Raw genomic sequence first — 16,927 nt, 5'->3', positions numbered from 1 at the left:
TCCGCGCGATGGATCGGGTCGGCCTGCTGGCCCTGCTGGCCGGGGCGCTGGAGCGCGCCGAGGCCGACATCGTCTGGGCCAAGGCCAACACCTTCGGCTCGACCGCCGCCGACGTCTTCTGCGTCGCGGTCCCGCCGGATTCCGACGCGCGGGCGGCGGTGGAGAAAAGCCTATGGTCCGTATTGGGCGCCCCGGCGGCGATGTTCGCCGGCGAACCCGGTGCCGAGTAGCCGTTGACTCTGCGCACTTCCCTGAGCGTTGACCCTGCGCCCAGGGCGCCCTCCACTCGCCTTGGATTCAAGCGGTGGCTGCAACGAATGTGGACGGATCTGTGAGTAGTCGGTCGAGTTGTTCGGCTGGGGTGCGCCAGCCGAGGCGTTTGCGGGGGCGGGCGTTGAGTTCGTCGGCGACCTGGTCGAGCCAACCGGGGCCGTAGAACGACAGATCGGTTCCTTTGGGGAAGTACTGACGCAGCAGGCCGTTGGTGTTCTCGTTGGTGCCACGCTGCCAGGGGCTGTGCGGATCGCAGAAGTAGATCGGCAAGCCGGTGGCCTCGGTGATCTTGGTGTGCAATGCCATCTCCTTGCCTTGGTCCCAGGTCAGCGAACGACGCAAGATCTCGGGAATTTCGGGGACCTTGGCCGTCATCGCTGCGGCCAGGGTGGCCGCGGTGCGGTCATCGGGCAGGTGCAGCAGCACCACGAAGCCGGTGGTGCGCTCCACCAGGGTGCCGATCGCTGAGGCCGAAGCGGTACTGCCCAGGATCAAATCCCCTTCCCAATGTCCAGGAACGGCGCGGTCCTCGGCTTCGGCGGGACGTTCACTGATATTGATCATCCCCGTGAGTTTGCCTCGGCTGGTTTCTTTGCGGCCCCGCGGCTTTCGCTGAGTACGGCCGGTACGCAGCGCGTCTTTGACCAGGCGGGACAGCTCCCCTCGCGGCTGGACGTAGAGGGCTTGATAGATCGTCTCGTGTGACACCCACATCTCCGGATCGTCGGGAAAATCCTCCCGCAGCCGGCCCGCGATCTGCTCGGGACTGTGCCGCTTCACCAAGCGTGCCACCACCTCAGCCAACAACGCAGGATTGCCCTCGAGGCGGCGCGGTTTGGGGCGCTTGCGGTTGGTATCGACGGCGTCTTGACCTACCCGTGCCCGATACCCCGAAGTGGTCAGACCACGGCCCTTTTCGCAGCGGATCGTGTCCCTATGACACCCCAACAACTTGGCAGCCTGCGTGTCGGTCTGCCCCGTCTCGAGCAGCTCTTCTAACCGGCAGCGCTCGATGAATGACATCGGCCCTTTCGGTTGTGATGGCTCGGGGTCAACATCAGCAGGTACAACAGTTCTGGGCACATACCCAGCCTTATTCACCCAGTACTGTCCAGTGACCTCCGACATGCCGGCGATCACTGCGGCCTGCCTCACAGTGTCACCCGCGTGCAGCGCCTCCCAGAACCGGTCCCGGATGGCCTGCGAGTACCGCATGCCGTAGTGCTTGGGATTGGTTTGATACCCCGCCGCCTTGGCCCACGCCCGGCCCGTAGCGCCATGCACCCCGGCCACCGTCGCCGCCGCCGTCGGCGACAGACCCGAATTCACCGCCTCCCAGAACCGCTCACGCACCGACTCCGGCAACCTGTGTGGACCCCGCACCCGAAACCCCATCGAACAACACCTCCGAACTCGTCAGGTGTTGCAGCGACCACTTGAGTCTGAGGCCAGTGGCGGGCGCCCTGGGCGCCGGGTCAACGCTCAGGGAGGTACGCAGTGGCGTTGACTCTGCGCCGGTGGCGCAAAAGTGCGAGTGGAGGGCGCCCTGGGCGCAGGGTCAACGCTCAGGGAAGTGCGCAGAGTCAACGGCTACTCGGCACCGGGTTCGCCGGCGAACATCGCCGCCGGGGCGCCCAATACGGACAATAGGCTTTTCTCCACCGCCGCCCGCGCGTCGGAATCCGGCGGGACCGCGACGCAGAAGACGTCGGCGGCGGTCGAGCCGAAGGTGTTGGCCTTGGCCCAGACGATGTCGGCCTCGGCGCGCTCCAGCGCCCCGGCCAGCAGGGCCAGCAGGCCGACCCGATCCATCGCGCGGACTTCCAGGATCAGTTGCCCAACGGTGTCGGTGTCGATCCACAGGATGCGCGGCGGCGCCGTCGCGCGGGTCACCGGCACCCCGATCTGGACCTCGCCGGCCCGCGCGGTCGCCGAGGTGGCGGCATCGCCGTCGCGCTTCTCCACCATCGACAGTACGTCGACGTCGCCGCGCAGGGCACCGGCGAACCCCTGGCGCAGCAGGTCGGCCGCGGGCGGCGACCCGAACACCGGCGACACCACGAACTCGGTGATCGCCACTCCCCGGCTGACCCCCGCACCCCAGTCAGCCCCCACACCCTGATCGACCCCCACACCCTGATCAACCCTCGCACCCCCATGCACGTTCACCGTCGCCGAATGCACGCGCAGCGAGTTCAGCGCGAGCACCGCCGCCGCCTTGGACACCAGGCTGCGCTGTGCCGGGGCGACCATCACCGCCGTCAACCGCTCGCCGGCAACGAGGTTGATCTCCACATGCATCCCCTGACGGGCGGCCAGTGAAAGATAGTGCGGCGCGGTGGGTTCGGCTTTCGGCAGCGGTTCGCCGGCCATCGACATCCGGCAGCGGCGCACCAGGTCGTCGACCAGCGAGGCCTTCCATTCGCTCCAGACCCCGGGCCCGGTGGCCTTGGAGTCGGCCTCCGACAGTGCCCGCATCAGGCCGAGCAATTGCGGGTTCCAGTCCAGCGCCTCGCACACGCCTTCGATGGTCTTCGGGTCTTTCAGGTCGCTTCGGATCGCCGTGATCGGCAACAAAAGGTGATGGCGCACCATGGCGGCCAGGGTGGCGATGTCGGCGACGGGTAATCCCAGCCGCTCCCCGATCGGGACAACGAGGTCCGCCCCCAGCGCACAGTGATCCACCCCCCGGCCCTTGCCGATGTCGTGCAGCAGTGCCCCCAGCGCCAGCAGGTCTGGCCGGGACACGTCGGTGGTCAGCGGCGCGGCGTGCACCGCGCATTCGACGACATGACGGTCCACGGTCCACTTGTGGGAAACATCGCGGGGCGGCAGATCACGGATGGCGTCCCACTCCGGCAGCAACTGACCCCACAACCCGGTGCGGTCCAGTGCCTCGATGGTCTGCAGGGCGGTCGGCCCGGCCAGCAGCACCACCAGCAGGTCATCCAGCGCCTCGCGCGGCCACGGTGTCGGCAGTGGGGGCGCGCTGTCGGCGAGTCGGCTCAGGGTGGCCGCCCCGATGGGTATCCCGGTGTCGGCCGACGCGGCGGCCACCCGCAGCACCAGTCCGGGATCGTGTTCGGGACGGGCGTCACGGGCCAGCACGATCTCACCGGCGAACTCCACGACACCGTCGTCGAGCGGGCGCCGTTTGGGTCGCAGCACCAAGGCGGTGAGTCCCCGGCGCGGCAACGCGTTGACCGCCGTTCGCAGGCCGGTGACGACGTGGTAGCCGATGGTGCGGCCGGCGCTGGAGAGCATGCGCGCCAAGTCGAAGCGCTCGCCGACACCGAGTGCGGCGCTGATCTCGTCGGCGTACTGGGCCAGCAGCTGGTCGCGGCCGCGCTGGGCCACCACATGCAACTGGGTGCGGACGTCGAGCAGCGTGCGGTAGGCGTCGTCGAGCGAGCCGGCCGGGTTGTCCGCGCGGGACATGCCGTGCCGGTCGATGAGTTGGGCCAGCGCCAGCGCGTTGAGCACCTGGGCATCGCGAAGGCCACCGCGGCCGGACTTCAGATCCGGTTCGGCGCGATGGGCGATGCGCCCCAACCGCAGCCACCGGGCATGGGTCATATCCACGAGTTCGTCCATGCGGGAACGGATTCCGGTACGCCACTGCCGGCGCACCCCGGTGATCAGCTCCTCCGACAGCCGTTGGTCACCGGCGATGTGGCGGGCTTCGAGCATGCCCAGAGCCGCCGTCATGTCGGAATCGGCGGTGCTCATGGCCTCGGCGACGGTACGCACGCTGTGATCGAGGCGAATGTTGGCATCCCACAGCGGATACCACAACTTGTCCGCAACCGGACCCAGTACATCGGCGGGTTTACCGTCGTGCACCAGCACCAGGTCCAGGTCGGAGTACGGCAGCATCTCTCGGCGGCCGAGTCCCCCGACCGCCACTATCGAAAACCCGCTGTCCGGCCAGATACCGATCTCGGCCGCTTTGGCGATCAGCCAGGATTCGTACAGTTCCAGCATCGCCTGGCGCATTGCGGCGGAAGACATACCGCGAAGTCCGTCGGCCAGGAGCTCGCGCCGGATGACGGCCAGCGTCACATCCGGCCGGCCGATCCGTACGGATTCAGCACGGCTGACCCGTCGCCGCGACCGTCACGGCGAAAATCACAGGGCTTCGGACCCACGCTCGCCGGTGCGCACCCTGATGATGGTGTCCACCGGGCTGACCCACACCTTGCCGTCGCCGATCTTGCCGGTCCGCGCCGCCCGCACGATGCAGTCCACGACCTTGTCGACGACGGCGTCATCGACGACGACCTCGACCCGAACTTTGGGCACGAAGTCGACGGAGTATTCGGCACCGCGATAAACCTCGGTGTGGCCCTTCTGGCGCCCGTAGCCCTGGACCTCGCTGACCGTCATACCCAGCACGCCGGCGTCTTCGAGGCTGGCTTTGACGTCGTCGAGGGTGAACGGCTTGACGATCGCGGTGATCAGCTTCATATCTTCTCCGCCTCCACTTTCTCGGCCATTCGCGCATTCAGGCCGTTCAGGATCTCCGGCAGGCTGGCACGGGGAAGAGCCGAACCGCTGGCAACGGCGAAGTCGTAGCCGCTCTCGGCGTGCTCGGACTCATCGATGCCCGCGGACTCCTGTTCGGCCCCCAGACGCAACCCGATGGTGTACTTCAGGATAAGCGCCAGGACAAACGTGACCGCACCGGAGTACAGCAGGACGGCCAGCGCGCCGACGGCCTGGCGCTCCAACTGGTCGAAGCCGCCGCCGTAGAACAGTCCCTTCGAGACCCCGCTCACGCCGTCGATAGCCGCGGTTTCCGGGGCGGCAAGCAGGCCGACCAGCAGGGTGCCGGTCAGCCCGCCGACCAGGTGCACCCCGACGACGTCCAGGGAGTCGTCGAAGCCGAGGGTGAACTTCAACCCGACGGCCAGCGCGCACGCCACCCCGGCGACCGTCCCGATCGCCAGCGCGCCCAGCACGTTGACCGACGAGCACGACGGTGTGATGGCGACCAGCCCTGCGACGATCCCCGACGCCGCACCTAAGGTGGTGGCCTTGCCGTCGCGGATGCGCTCGGTGAGCAGCCAGCCCAGCATCGCCGCAGCGGTGGCAACCGTGGTGGTGATGAAGGTGGACCCCGCGACTCCGTTTGAGCTGGCCGCCGACCCGGTGTTGAAGCCGTACCAGCCGAACCACAGGAGACCGGCGCCCAGCATCACCAGCGGCAGGTTGTGCGGGCGGAACAGTGTCGCGGGCCAGCCCCTGCGTTTGCCCAGCACGAGTGCCAGCACCAGCCCGGCCATCCCGGCGTTGATGTGCACCGCGGTGCCGCCGGCGAAGTCGATGGCGTGCAGTTTGTTGGCGATCCAGCCGCCGTTCTCGGCGGTGAGGCCGTCGAAGGCAAACACCCAGTGCGCCACCGGGAAGTAGACCAGGGTGACCCACAAACCCGAGAACACCAGCCAGGCACCGAACTTCAGCCGGTCGGCGACCGCGCCGGAAATGAGAGCCACCGTGATGATCGCGAACATCAATTGGAATGACACGAACACGGTTGCCGGCACGGTGCCCACCAGCGGAATACCGGTTGCCGCGGCGGTGGCGGTCGCCTCGGCGCCGTTACCGCCGATCAACCCGCGCAGCCCCCAGAACTGGGCGGGGCTGCCCACGATGTTCGCGGTGTCGTCACCGAAGGCCATCGAGTAGCCGTACAGCGCCCACAGCACGGTCACCACGCCCATCGCGCTGACGCTCATCATGATCATGTTCAGTACGCTTCTGGCGCGCACCATGCCGCCGTAGAAGAACGCCAGCCCGGGCGTCATCAACAGCACGAGCGCCGAACTGGCCAGCATCCAGGCGGTGTCGCCGGTATCGGGCACACCCATGGTCGGGAAGTCGCTCACTCGCTTTCACCTCCACTTGGCATCCGGACGGCCCCCCCGAATGGCCGGCGACCTTGTCCAGAACCTTGCGCAAAGGTTGTTGCGCGTTTGGGGCGGCGGCGTTTCCTCGGTATTAACGACGGGGCTACTTTGTAATATCTGTACGTAGGGCTCAGGAGCCGAGCAGCGCGTCGACGAACGCGGCGGGCTCGAACGGCGCCAGGTCGTCGGCGCCTTCCCCGAGTCCGACCAGCTTCACCGGCACCCCGAGTTCCTGCTGAACACGGAACACGATGCCACCCTTGGCCGTTCCGTCCAGCTTGGTCAGCACCGCGCCGGTGATGTCGACGACGTCGGCGAACACCTTGGCCTGGGCCAGCCCGTTCTGCCCGATGGTGGCGTCGAGCACCAGCAGCACCTCATCCACCGCGGCGCGCCGGGTGACCACGCGCTTGACCTTGCCGAGTTCGTCCATCAGGCCCACTTTGGTGTGCAGCCGCCCCGCGGTGTCGATGACGACGACGTCGACACCGGCCGCGATACCCCGGTCGACGGCGTCGAAGGCCACCGAGGCGGGATCGGCGCCCTCGGCGCCGCGCACGACTTCCGCACCCACCCGCGACGCCCAGGTTTGCAGCTGGTCTGCCGCGGCTGCCCGGAAGGTGTCGGCCGCCCCGAGCAGCACCCGGCGACCGTCGGCCACCAGCACCCGCGCCAGCTTGCCGACGGTGGTGGTCTTTCCGGTGCCGTTGACTCCGACGACGAGCAATATCGACGGATGGTCGGCGTGCGGCAGGGCGCGAATAGAGCGGTCCATGCCGGGGTGCAGCTCGGTGATCAACACATCGCGCAGCACCGCGCGGGCGTCGGCTTCGGATCGGACGTTGCCGCCGGCCAGCCGGCTGCGCAGTTGCCCCACCACCGACTCGGTGACCACCGGGCCGAGGTCGGCGACCAGCAGGGTGTCCTCCACGTCCTGCCAGGAGTCCTCGTCGAGGTCGCCGCCGCCGATCAGGCCCAGCATGCTGCGCCCGAACGTGTTCTGTGACCGCGCCAGCCGGCCGCGCAGCCGTTCCAGCCGGCCCTCCGGCGGCGCGATGGCCTCGGCCTGCGGGGCCTCGGGTTCGGGGGCCGCAGGCGGGGCTTCTACCTCGAGCTCGGCCTCAGCCTCGGGCTCGGGCCCGACCTCGACCTCGGGCTCGGGCTCGGGCTCGGGCTCGGCCGTACGCTCCAATTCGGGCAGGTGCACGTCGGAAATCGGGCGTTTGGGTGCGTCCCGGGGAATGGTCGCGTCGTCACCGACGGCGGGCAGCCCGGCAGTGTCGATCCGCTCGACGGCTTCCGGACGATCCAGGGGACGACCCGGGGGCCGGTCCAGCGTCGGTGTCTGGCTGAAGGTGATACCCGAGGACGCGGTGTAGTTGCCCGAGCGGTCGATCGCATCCGGTTCGGGCGGGGACGACAGGCTGATCCGGCGCCTGCGGTATCGCACCAGACCGGTCACCACCACCGCGGCGACGATCAGAACCGCGACAACGGCGATGGCGATCCACAGAGGTTCGGACACGCTGACACCCCTTCCCGATACTGACGAAATCCCGCGCACTCAACAAACTTCGCCGCCGCAAGCGGCTATGAGGAGCTGCCCACCAGCCGATCCACCTGCTGCCCGCGTATCCGCTGCGAGATCACCGCGGTGATCCCGTCGCCCTGCATTGTCACACCGTATAGCGCGTCGGCCACCTCCATGGTCGGGTGCTGGTGGGTGATGATGATCAGCTGCGAGCGGTCTCGCAGCATCTCGAACAGGCCGATCAGCCGGCGCAGGTTGGTGTCGTCGAGGGCGGCCTCCACCTCGTCCATGATGTAGAACGGCGACGGCCTGGCCCGGAAGATCGCCACCAGCATCGCCACCGCGGTCAGCGCCTTTTCGCCGCCGGAGAGCAACGACAACCGGGTCACCTTCTTGCCCGGCGGGCGCGCCTCCACCTCGATGCCGGTGGCGAGCATGTCGTCGGGCTGGGTCAACCGCAGCCGGCCCTCGCCGCCGGGAACCAGGGTGCGAAAGACAGTCTGGAATTCGCGTTCCACATCGATGAAGGCGTCGCTGAAGACCTGCAGGATGCGGGCGTCGACCTCGGCGACGACATCGAGCAGGTCCTTGCGGGCGGCCTTGACGTCCTCGAGTTGGGTGGACAGAAAGTTGTACCGCTCCTCCAGCGCCGCGAACTCTTCCAGGGCCAGCGGATTGACCCGGCCCAACTCCGCCAGTTCCCGGTCGGCGCGTTTGGCCCGGCGCTCCTGGGTGGCGCGGTCGAAGGGCATCGGGGTGGGCGCCACCACCTGTTCGCCGCGCTCGCGGGCCTGTTCGAACTCGGCGATCTCCGATTTGGTCGGCGGCAGCGGGATGTCCGGACCGTACTCGGCGACCAGATCGCCGGGCGCCATGCCGAACTGGTCGAGCACCAGCTGTTCGAGCTGCTCGATGCGCAGCGCCGCCTGGGCGTTGGCCACTTCGTCCCGGTGCAGCGAGTCGGTGAGCACGGCCACCCGGGCGCTCAGGGTGTTCGTCTCGTCCCGGACCGCACGCATCGCCTCCGACCGCTGCCGGCGTTCGCCGGCCAGCTCGTCGCGCATCCGGGCGGCCACCTCGACCGCCCGGTGCAGGCGCTCGGCCAGCAACCGTCCCGATTCGGCGACGGCGGCGGCCACCTCGGCAGCCCGCACGCGGGCGGCTCGTGCCTGTTCGGCCCGCAGTCGCGCTTCGCGTTCGGCCGCGGCCGCCCGCCGCAAGGAGTCGGCGCGTCCGCGTACCGCATTGGCGCGTTCCTCGGCGGTGCGCACCGCCAATCTGGCCTCGACCTCGACTCCGCGGGCGTTTTCGGCGGCGGTGGCGATCGCCTGGCGGGCCTGCGCCGGACTGTCCCGCGGGTCGCCTTCGGGCTCGGTGTGCTCGGCGTTGCGCAGCCGCGTCTCGAGGTCGGCGACGTCCCGGATCGTCTGGTCGCGTCCGGCCTCCAGCTCGGAGCGCTGCTGGCGCAGCCGGGCGCATTCGTCTTCGGCCGCACGGGCATCCTGACCCAGCCGGCCGAGCTGGTCGTACATCGCCGAGATCGCGGTGTCGGATTCGTTGAGTGCCGCCAGGGCATGCTCGGCCGCGTCCCGGCGAGTCGCGTGTTCGGTCTGTGCCCCGGACAGCGCCGCACCCAACTGCGCCACCTGATCCTCGGCGGCGGCCAGCTCGGTGCGTGCCTTGTCTATCTCGGCGGTCACCTCCAGCGTGGACATCTTGCGGTCGGATCCCCCGGTCACCCGGCCCGCACCCACCAGGTCACCGTCGATCGTCACCGCACGCAGGGCGGGATTGGCGGCCACCAGGTCCAACGCCGTCCCGAGGTCGTCGACGACCGCGACACCGGACAGCATGGCGGCCATCGCGCCGCGCAGTCGCGGCGGCGCGTCGATCAGGTCCAGCGTCCACCGGGCACCGGCGGGCAGATCGACAGCCGGCGACGAGTCGGCCGCCCCGGGCCAGTCGCCGATCACCAGGGCGGCACGGCCACCGTCGGCGCGCTTCAGCGCATCCAGAGCGCTGCGCGCCGCACGCGGGCTGTCGGCGGCCAGCGCGTCGGCAACCGACCCGAGCACCGTGGCCAGTGCCGCCTCATAGCCCCGACGTACTTTGACCAGCTGCGCCACCGACCCGAAAAACCCTGAGCCACTGTGGTTGCGGGTGAGCCAGGCGGTCCCGTCCTTGCGTTCGAGGCTCACCGAGAGCGCCTCGATCCGGGATTGCAGCGATGCGACCAGCCGTTCGGCGGCCCGTTCGGCGCCCTGCAGTTCGGTGACCCGCTCCTGCGCCAGGTGCAACGCCGCCGTGGTCCGCTCGTGCTGGTCATCGAGACCTCGTTCGCCGTCGCCCAGCGAGTCGACGCGGCCCTGCACACTCTCGAACTCCGCCCGAGCCTGCTGAGCCCGGGCGGTGGCCTCTTCGATCCGCTCACAGAGCCGGGCGACGCTGTCGTCGGTCGATTCGACCCGGGCCCGCATCGTTTCCACCTGCCCGGCCAATCTGGCCAGGCCCTCCCGCCGGTCGGCTTCGGCTCGCACGGCGGCCAGGTGCGCCTGGTCGGCGTCGGCGGCTCGGCGCTCCCAGTCGGCGAGTTCGGCGCGAGCGGTGTCCAGCCGGACGCCCGCGCCAGCCAGCTCCGCGAGTAGTTGCTGTTCGAAAGCGGCCACCTCCCGGGCCTCGGCTTCCAGCGCGTCGGGATCGGCGTCGCTGGTGCGTACCGGCAAGGCATCGAGATGCTGTTCGCGTTCGCCGGCGATGCGGACCGTCGCGGCGACCCGTTCGGATAGCGCCGAGAGACCGAACCAGGTCTGCTGAACCGATTCGGCCCGCTGGGCGAGGCCGGCGAGGGCTTGTTCGTGGGCTGAAAGTTCCTGGGAGGCCACCGCCATCCGGGCGGCGGCCGCGTCGTGTTCGCGGCGCATGCCGGCCTCGGCGTCGAAGATCGCCTGCCGCTCGGAACGGCGGTTGACCAGGTCGTCGGCGGCCAGCCGCAACCGGGCGTCGCGAAGATCGGCCTGGATGCTCTGGGCGCGGCGGGCCACCTCGGCCTGGCGGCCCAGCGGCTTGAGTTGGCGGCGCAGCTCGGCGCTCAGGTCGGACAGCCGCGCCAGGTTGGCGGCCATCGCGTCGAGCTTGCGAAGCGCCTTCTCCTTGCGCTTGCGGTGCTTGAGCACGCCGGCGGCTTCCTCGATGAAGGCGCGCCGGTCCTCCGGGCGCGACTGCAGGATCTCGTCCAGCTTGCCCTGCCCGACGATCACATGCATCTCGCGGCCGATCCCGGAGTCGCTGAGCAGTTCCTGGACATCCATCAAACGGCAACTGGCGCCGTTGATTTCGTATTCGCTGGCACCGTCGCGGAACATCCGGCGGGTGATCGAGACCTCGGAGTATTCGATCGGCAGGGCATTGTCGGAGTTGTCGATGGTGACGGTGACTTCGGCGCGGCCCAGCGGGGCCCGGGAGGAGGTGCCGGCGAAGATGACGTCCTCCATCTTGCCGCCCCGCAGCGTCTTGGCCCCCTGCTCCCCCATCACCCAGGCCAGGGCGTCGACCACGTTGGATTTGCCGGAGCCGTTGGGCCCGACGACGGCGGTGATGCCCGGTTCGAAGCGCAGAGTCGTCGGCGCGGCGAAGGACTTGAAGCCCTTGAGCGTCAGACTCTTGAGGTACACGACGGGCCAGATTACCGCTCGACGAATCCGGTGAACCGCTCCGTGGGCTCGGAGAAGTCGGCGACCACCGTGTCCACCCGCCCCGGCGTCTGGTCGCCGCGCAGTAGTTCCAGCAGCCGCTCACCGGCAGCGCGCGGACCGTGGGCGACTACCAGCACCCGCCCGTCGGCCTGGTTGGCGGCGTAACCCGTCAGCCCCTGCTCCAGCGCTCGGCAACGCGTCCACCAGCGAAATCCGACACCCTGAACGTGCCCGTGCACCCAGGCGGTCAAGCGCACGACGGGCGCCGATGTTTCGTCCACAGCGCACACCTTAGGCCCGCGGCCGCGGCTGGCACCGCGGGCAGTAGAACGACGAGCGGTTCATGAACTTTTCGCGGCGTATCGCCACCCCGCAGCGCCGGCAGTGCTGGCCTTCGCGGCCGTAGGCGTCCAGGGACCGGTCGAAATACCCCGATTCGCCGTCGACGTTGACGTAGAGCGAATCGAACGATGTTCCGCCTTGGGCCAGCGCTTCGCCCATCACCTCCGCGGCGGCGGTCAGGACGGTGTTCAGCTGCCGCCGAGTCAGCTTCGCGGCCAGCCGTGCACCGTTGACTCCGGCACGCCAGAGCGCTTCGTCGGCGTAGATGTTGCCGATCCCCGATACCACGGTTTGATCCAGCAGTTGACGTTTGAGCTCGGAGTGCTTGCGCCGCAAGACCTCGACGACGCCGGCGGGATCGAAGCGGGGGTCCAGCGGATCGCGGGCCAGATGCGCGACCGGCTGGGGCACCTCGCTGCCGTCGACGGTCACCAGGTCTGCGAGCAGCCAGCCGCCGAAGGTGCGCTGGTCGGCGAAGCTCAGCACGGTATCGTCGTCGAGCGACACCGTAATCCGGACATGGCCGGGTCGCGGGGGCGCACCCAGCAGCAGCTGGCCGCTCATACCGAGGTGGATCACCAGAGCCGCGTCCGGGCCGGCGGTGTTCTCGGTGAGCAGCCACAGGTATTTTCCGCGCCGGCCCGTCCCGGTGATCCGCGAGTCGCGCAGGCGCGCGGCAAGGTCGGCGGGGCCGGGGTGGTGGCGGCGCACCGCGCGCGGGTGGTGAATCCGGACGGCGGTGATTCTCCGGCCGAGGAGGTGGGCGTGCAGGCCGCGCCGAATCACCTCGACCTCGGGTAGCTCAGGCATCCTTGTGACGATCGACGCCGACGGCGGCCTCTGGGTCCTCCAGCGCCTTGTAGGCCGCGGAGGCCGCCTTCTGCTCGGCTTCGTTCTTGGAGCGCCCTACGCCGGTGCCGTACTCGGTCTGCATCACCAGGGCCACCGCGGTGAACTCCCTGTCGTGATCGGGCCCGGTGGAACTCACCTGGTAGGACGGCGCCCCCAACGCCTGCGACGCGGTGAGCTCCTGCAGGCTGGTCTTCCAGTCCAGCCCGGCGCCCATCTTCGGCGCGGCATCGAGGAGCGGGCCGAACAGGCGCAGGATCACCGCGCCCGCCACGTCGATACCGTGGTGCAGGTAGATCGCACCGAGCAGGGACTCCATGCTGTCGGCCAGGATGCTGGACTTGTCCGCGCCGCCGGTGTTCACCTCGCCGCGGCCCAGCAGCACGTAGGCGCCCAGGCCCTGCTCTCCCAGGGTGCGCGCGACCTCGGCCAGCGCCTGGGTGTTGACGACGCCGGCCCGCAGTTTGGCCAGGTCTCCTTCGGAACGCTCGGGGGGGCGGTGGTCGAGCGCGTCGGAGACGGTCAGGCCCAGAACTGCGTCGCCGAGGAACTCCAGCCGCTCATACGTCGGCAACCCGCCGTTCTCGTAGGCGTAGCTGCGGTGGGTCAGGGCCAGCGAGAGCAGGTCGGCGGGCAGGTCGACACCGAGGGCGTCCAGCAGGGGCTGCCGCGAACAGCTCACTGCGCGGCCCCGTCGGGCTTCGCGATCAGCTCGGCCAGCTTGGACCATCTCGGGTCGATCCAATCGTGGCGGTGGCCGGGTTGCGCTGTCAGCGATACGCCGCACCGCGGGCACAGGCCGGGGCAGTCCGGGGTGCACGTCGGCGAGAATGGCAACTCCAGGCCCACCGCGTCGATGATCGGCTGCTCGAGGTCCACCGTCTCGGCGATGACGTGGCCGACCTCGTCTTCCCCGCTGGTCGCCTCGGTGGTGCTGCCGGGATAGGCGAACAACTCCGTCAGCCGCACCCGGACGTGCCCGGTGATGGGCGCCAGACACCGGGAACACTCACCGCTGGTGGGCCCCGCCACCGTCCCGGTCACCAGTACCCCCTCGGATACCGATTCCAGCCGCAGATCCATTTCGACCGGCGCCCCGGGCTCGATCGCGATCAGCTCCACCCCGATGCGCGACGGGCTGTTCACGGTCTTTTGTACCGTGAACGTGGCTCCCGGGCGCCGGCTCAGCCGGGCGATGTCAATCGTCATCGGCGAGGTTGCCGGCCCCCGTGCGGTCGGGCCGTATCGCTTGGCCATGACGGAATTCTACGGCGCAACCCGCGCCGACCGCTGGCCGCTCGACGAGCGAGGATTGCGCCGGGCAGCTGGCGGGATCGTCGCTGCTCAGACGATCAACGGCTATCTCGTGGCGTAGTCGTGGGTGCCGGCGGCGGTACGCAGCTGGTGGCGGCCCCGGCCGACCGAACGCAGGGTGCCGTTGAGGAACTCCTCGAACTCGGCGAGTTTGTTGTCAACGTAGATGTCGCATTCGCCGCGCAGCCGGTCGGCTTCGGCGTGGGCGGTGTCGATCAGCCGGGTGGATTCGGCGTGCGCGGCCTGGACAACCTCGTTCTGCGATACCAGGTGCTGCTGTTCCTTGATGCCTTCCTGGACGGCCTTCTCGTAGGAGATGTTGCCGCTTTCGATCAGCCGGTCGCATTCGGACTTCGCCCGGCCGACGCTGGCCTCGTATTCGCGCTTGGCCGATGCCGCGATGCGCACGGCTTCCTCGCGGGCTTCGGCGACCATCGCGTCGCTGTGCTGGCGCGCCTCGCCCACCATGCGATCGGCTTGGGATTTGGCGTCGGACAGCAGCCGGTCGGCCTCGGCCCGGGCGTGGTTGACCATCGATTCGGACTCGGTCGTGGCCCCCGACACCATCGAGTCGGCGTGCGTCTTGGCGTCGTTGAGCATGGAATCGCGGGCGTCCAGCACATCCTGCGCGTCATCGAGTTCACCCGGGATGGCGTCCTTGATGTCATCGATCAGTTCCAGGACATCGCCGCGCGGCACCACGCAGCCGGCTGTCATGGGCACGCCGCGGGCTTCTTCGACGATCGCGCCCAATTCGTCGAGCGCTTCAAAGACTCGGTACACGGCCATGCCCTCCTGGCTTCCTACGACATCCCTGCTGTTACCAGTGTGCCTGGTGTTACTCCTGGGATAGGTGTGGTAGCCCCGGTGTGTCGGGACCAATTTTCCCGGCGCCGACGCGTTCGGCGTCGGTTGGCCGTGCGCGATCCGGGCAGCGCGCACCTGTGCATACCCCCCTGGGCTAGCCGGCGCCGGGGCGGACAAGCGGGCGGCCGGGCCTGTCCTACCCTCGACAAATCGGGCGCGAACCGCTGGACTGTACCCAGCACTCCGGCCACACATTCGCACAGTGAGGACTCACCTCAATGCCCATCGCCGCGCTGGTGCTCTATCTGATATTCGTCGGCCTGGGCTTCGGCTGGCGGAGTTGGGTCCAGTACCGGCGCACCGGCTCGACCGGATTCAAGGGAATCAGCGGACGCCCCGGCTCGGTCGAGTGGTGGGCCGGCGCGGGGTTCGTCGTCGCGATCCTGGCGGGGCCGGCCGCGCCGCTGCTGCAACTGCTCGACGTCCTCAGGCCCGCCACGTTCCTGCGCGGCCCGGGATTTCAGGCGACCGGCGTCGTGCTGGCCGTCGCGGGGATCGGCGCGACGGTGTACGCCCAGTACGACATGGGTGAATCGTGGCGCATCGGCGTTGACCCCGACGAGACGACAGCGCTGGTTCGTCGCGGCGTGTTCGGCCTCGTCCGCAATCCGATCTTTTCCGCGATGCTGATGTTCGCCGTCGGGGCCACGCTGATGACCCCCAACCCGCTGGCCCTGGTCACCCTGGCGATGCTGGCGGCGACGATCGAACTTCAGGTCCGATTCGTCGAAGAGCCGTATCTGCGCACTGCCCATGGCCGCGCCTACCGCGATTACTGCGAGGCTGTCGGCCGGTTCGTTCCTCGCATCGGCCGCACTAAGGGTTAGGCCGTCGCGCACCGCTGCACCGCGGAACGAGGGGCCGCCGGGCCGCGGGGCCGCCGGGCCTCGGGGCCTCGGGGCCTCGGGGCCTCGGGGCCTCGGGGCTCGCAGGCAACGCCGGGGCCGCGGTAGCAGATCCCGGTGCGCCCTGAGACCGCATACCGGTGTCGCGGGTAGTCTCTCCTGCGGAATTTCGCAGCAGAAGGGGGACGCGGGTGTCGACGCCACACGGGCCTGACAACTTTCCGCCCCGGCCGGCCGGTCCGCCACCGGCAGCCGACATCGGGCGGCTGTTGCTTCGCTGTCACGACCGGCCCGGAATCATCGCCGCGGTGAGCACCTTCCTGGCGCAAGCCGGCGCCAACATCATCTCCCTGGACCAGCATTCGACCGCGCCCGAAGACGGAACCTTCCTGCAGCGCGCGATTTTTCACCTGCCCGGACTGACCGCAGCGATCGACGGCCTGGAACGCGACTTCGCCGCTACCGTGGCCGCAGATTTCGACATCGACTACCGCTTCACCGAGGCCGCCAAGCCCAAACGCGTTGCCCTGATGGCATCCAGGGACGACCATTGCCTGCTGGATCTGCTATGGCGCAACCGTCGCGGCGAGCTGGAGATGACGGTCGTCATGGTGCTCTCCAACCACGCCGACCTCGCCGAACGGGTTCGCCCCTTCGGGGTGCCGTTCTTCCACATTCCCGCGACCCGTGACACCCGTGCCGAAGCCGAACGCCGTCAGCTTCAATTGCTCAGCGGCAACGTCGATCTGGTGGTGCTGGCGCGCTACATGCAGATACTCACCCCGGAATTCCTCACCGACCTCGGGTGCCCGCTGATCAACATCCACCATTCGTTCCTGCCCGCCTTCGTCGGGGCGTCGCCGTACAAGCGCGCCCGGGAACGCGGGGTGAAACTGGTCGGTGCAACCGCCCACTACGTCACCGAGGTCCTCGACGAGGGACCGATCATCGAGCAGGACGTCGTGCGGGTCAGCCACACCCACACCGTCGACGACCTGGTGCGCGTCGGCGCCGATGTCGAGCGTGCGGTGCTCTCGCGCGCGGTGCTCTGGCACTGTCAGGACCGGGTGATCCTGCACGACAACCAGACCATCGTGTTCTGAGGTAGGTGGGAGCTGGGGGCTGGGGGCTGGGGGCTGTGGGCTGGGGGCTGCGAGTCGTTCGCGAGCGTAACGTGGCTGCGATTTCGCGCCCCGCTTTTCGCCGGGGCGGTACGCTCGCGAGCAAGCGATCCGCACCGCAGTCGGCGGTCGGCAGGCGGCGGTCGGCCGTCGGCCGTCGGCGGGCGGCAGGGGCCAGGGGGCG

The 16,927-nt window shown here is 69.1% G+C and carries 14 protein-coding genes; 3 read left to right on the top strand and 11 right to left on the bottom strand.

Going from position 1 to position 16,927, the window contains the following annotated elements; genetic code table 11:
- A partial coding sequence (locus ACK5M9_RS15050) for a hypothetical protein (protein ID WP_416893952.1) occupies positions 1 to 230 on the top strand: 230 nt, incomplete at its 5' end.
- A gap of 67 nt (positions 231 to 297) precedes the next feature.
- Here the strand turns inward: ACK5M9_RS15050 and ACK5M9_RS15045 are convergent.
- From ACK5M9_RS15045 to sepIVA, 11 genes are all read right to left on the bottom strand, one after another.
- Entirely contained in the window at positions 298 to 1,668 is a 1,371-nt protein-coding gene (locus ACK5M9_RS15045) for an IS30 family transposase (RefSeq protein ID WP_416893951.1), read from the bottom strand.
- Between the two features lie 195 nt (positions 1,669 to 1,863).
- A complete protein-coding gene (locus ACK5M9_RS15040) occupies positions 1,864 to 4,350 on the bottom strand; it encodes a [protein-PII] uridylyltransferase (RefSeq protein ID WP_416893954.1) in 2,487 nt (828 codons plus the stop codon).
- Positions 4,351 to 4,401: 51 nt separating this feature from the next.
- Positions 4,402 to 4,740: a P-II family nitrogen regulator gene (locus tag ACK5M9_RS15035; RefSeq protein ID WP_416893950.1), complete on the bottom strand. Its 339-nt coding sequence runs from the start codon at positions 4,738 to 4,740 to the stop codon at positions 4,402 to 4,404.
- Positions 4,737 to 6,161: an ammonium transporter gene (locus ACK5M9_RS15030; protein ID WP_416893949.1), complete on the bottom strand. Its 1,425-nt coding sequence runs from the start codon at positions 6,159 to 6,161 to the stop codon at positions 4,737 to 4,739. Before ACK5M9_RS15030 ends, ACK5M9_RS15035 begins: the two co-directional genes overlap by 4 nt.
- A gap of 151 nt (positions 6,162 to 6,312) precedes the next feature.
- Positions 6,313 to 7,707: a signal recognition particle-docking protein FtsY gene (gene ftsY, locus ACK5M9_RS15025; protein ID WP_416893948.1), complete on the bottom strand. Its 1,395-nt coding sequence runs from the start codon at positions 7,705 to 7,707 to the stop codon at positions 6,313 to 6,315.
- A gap of 65 nt (positions 7,708 to 7,772) precedes the next feature.
- Positions 7,773 to 11,384, bottom strand: coding sequence for a chromosome segregation protein SMC (smc, locus tag ACK5M9_RS15020; protein ID WP_416893947.1), 3,612 nt, complete (start codon positions 11,382 to 11,384; stop codon positions 7,773 to 7,775).
- Positions 11,385 to 11,395: 11 nt separating this feature from the next.
- A complete protein-coding gene (locus ACK5M9_RS15015) occupies positions 11,396 to 11,686 on the bottom strand; it encodes an acylphosphatase (protein WP_416893946.1) in 291 nt (96 codons plus the stop codon).
- Positions 11,687 to 11,696: 10 nt separating this feature from the next.
- Positions 11,697 to 12,557 carry a bifunctional DNA-formamidopyrimidine glycosylase/DNA-(apurinic or apyrimidinic site) lyase gene (mutM, locus tag ACK5M9_RS15010; RefSeq protein WP_416893945.1) on the bottom strand — a complete coding sequence of 287 codons (861 nt, stop codon included), beginning with the start codon at positions 12,555 to 12,557 and terminating at the stop codon, positions 11,697 to 11,699.
- On the bottom strand, positions 12,550 to 13,278 hold the full coding sequence (rnc, locus tag ACK5M9_RS15005; protein ID WP_416893944.1) for a ribonuclease III: 729 nt from the start codon (positions 13,276 to 13,278) through the stop codon (positions 12,550 to 12,552). Before rnc ends, mutM begins: the two co-directional genes overlap by 8 nt.
- Complete coding sequence (locus ACK5M9_RS15000; protein ID WP_416893943.1) at positions 13,275 to 13,853, bottom strand: YceD family protein; 579 nt, start codon at positions 13,851 to 13,853, stop codon at positions 13,275 to 13,277. Before ACK5M9_RS15000 ends, rnc begins: the two co-directional genes overlap by 4 nt.
- 102 nt (positions 13,854 to 13,955) lie before the next feature.
- Positions 13,956 to 14,693 (bottom strand): cell division protein SepIVA, encoded by a 738-nt coding sequence (sepIVA, locus tag ACK5M9_RS14995; RefSeq protein ID WP_416893953.1) that lies wholly within the window; start codon positions 14,691 to 14,693, stop codon positions 13,956 to 13,958.
- Between the two features lie 302 nt (positions 14,694 to 14,995).
- On the opposite strand from sepIVA, the gene ACK5M9_RS14990 reads away from it, so the two are divergent.
- The gene (locus tag ACK5M9_RS14990) at positions 14,996 to 15,604 is read left to right on the top strand and encodes a methyltransferase family protein (protein WP_416893942.1); all 609 of its coding nucleotides are present in this window, start codon (positions 14,996 to 14,998) and stop codon (positions 15,602 to 15,604) included.
- Between the two features lie 209 nt (positions 15,605 to 15,813).
- Positions 15,814 to 16,725, top strand: coding sequence for a formyltetrahydrofolate deformylase (gene purU, locus ACK5M9_RS14985; protein WP_416893941.1), 912 nt, complete (start codon positions 15,814 to 15,816; stop codon positions 16,723 to 16,725).
- The last annotated feature ends 202 nt before the right edge of the window (positions 16,726 to 16,927 follow it).

The sequence above is a fragment of the Mycobacterium sp. genome (assembly GCF_047975165.1).
Taxonomy (GTDB): domain Bacteria; phylum Actinomycetota; class Actinomycetes; order Mycobacteriales; family Mycobacteriaceae; genus Mycobacterium.
The sequence above is the reverse complement of the archived record's forward strand: the minus strand, read 5'-3'. Positions and strand labels throughout refer to the sequence as shown.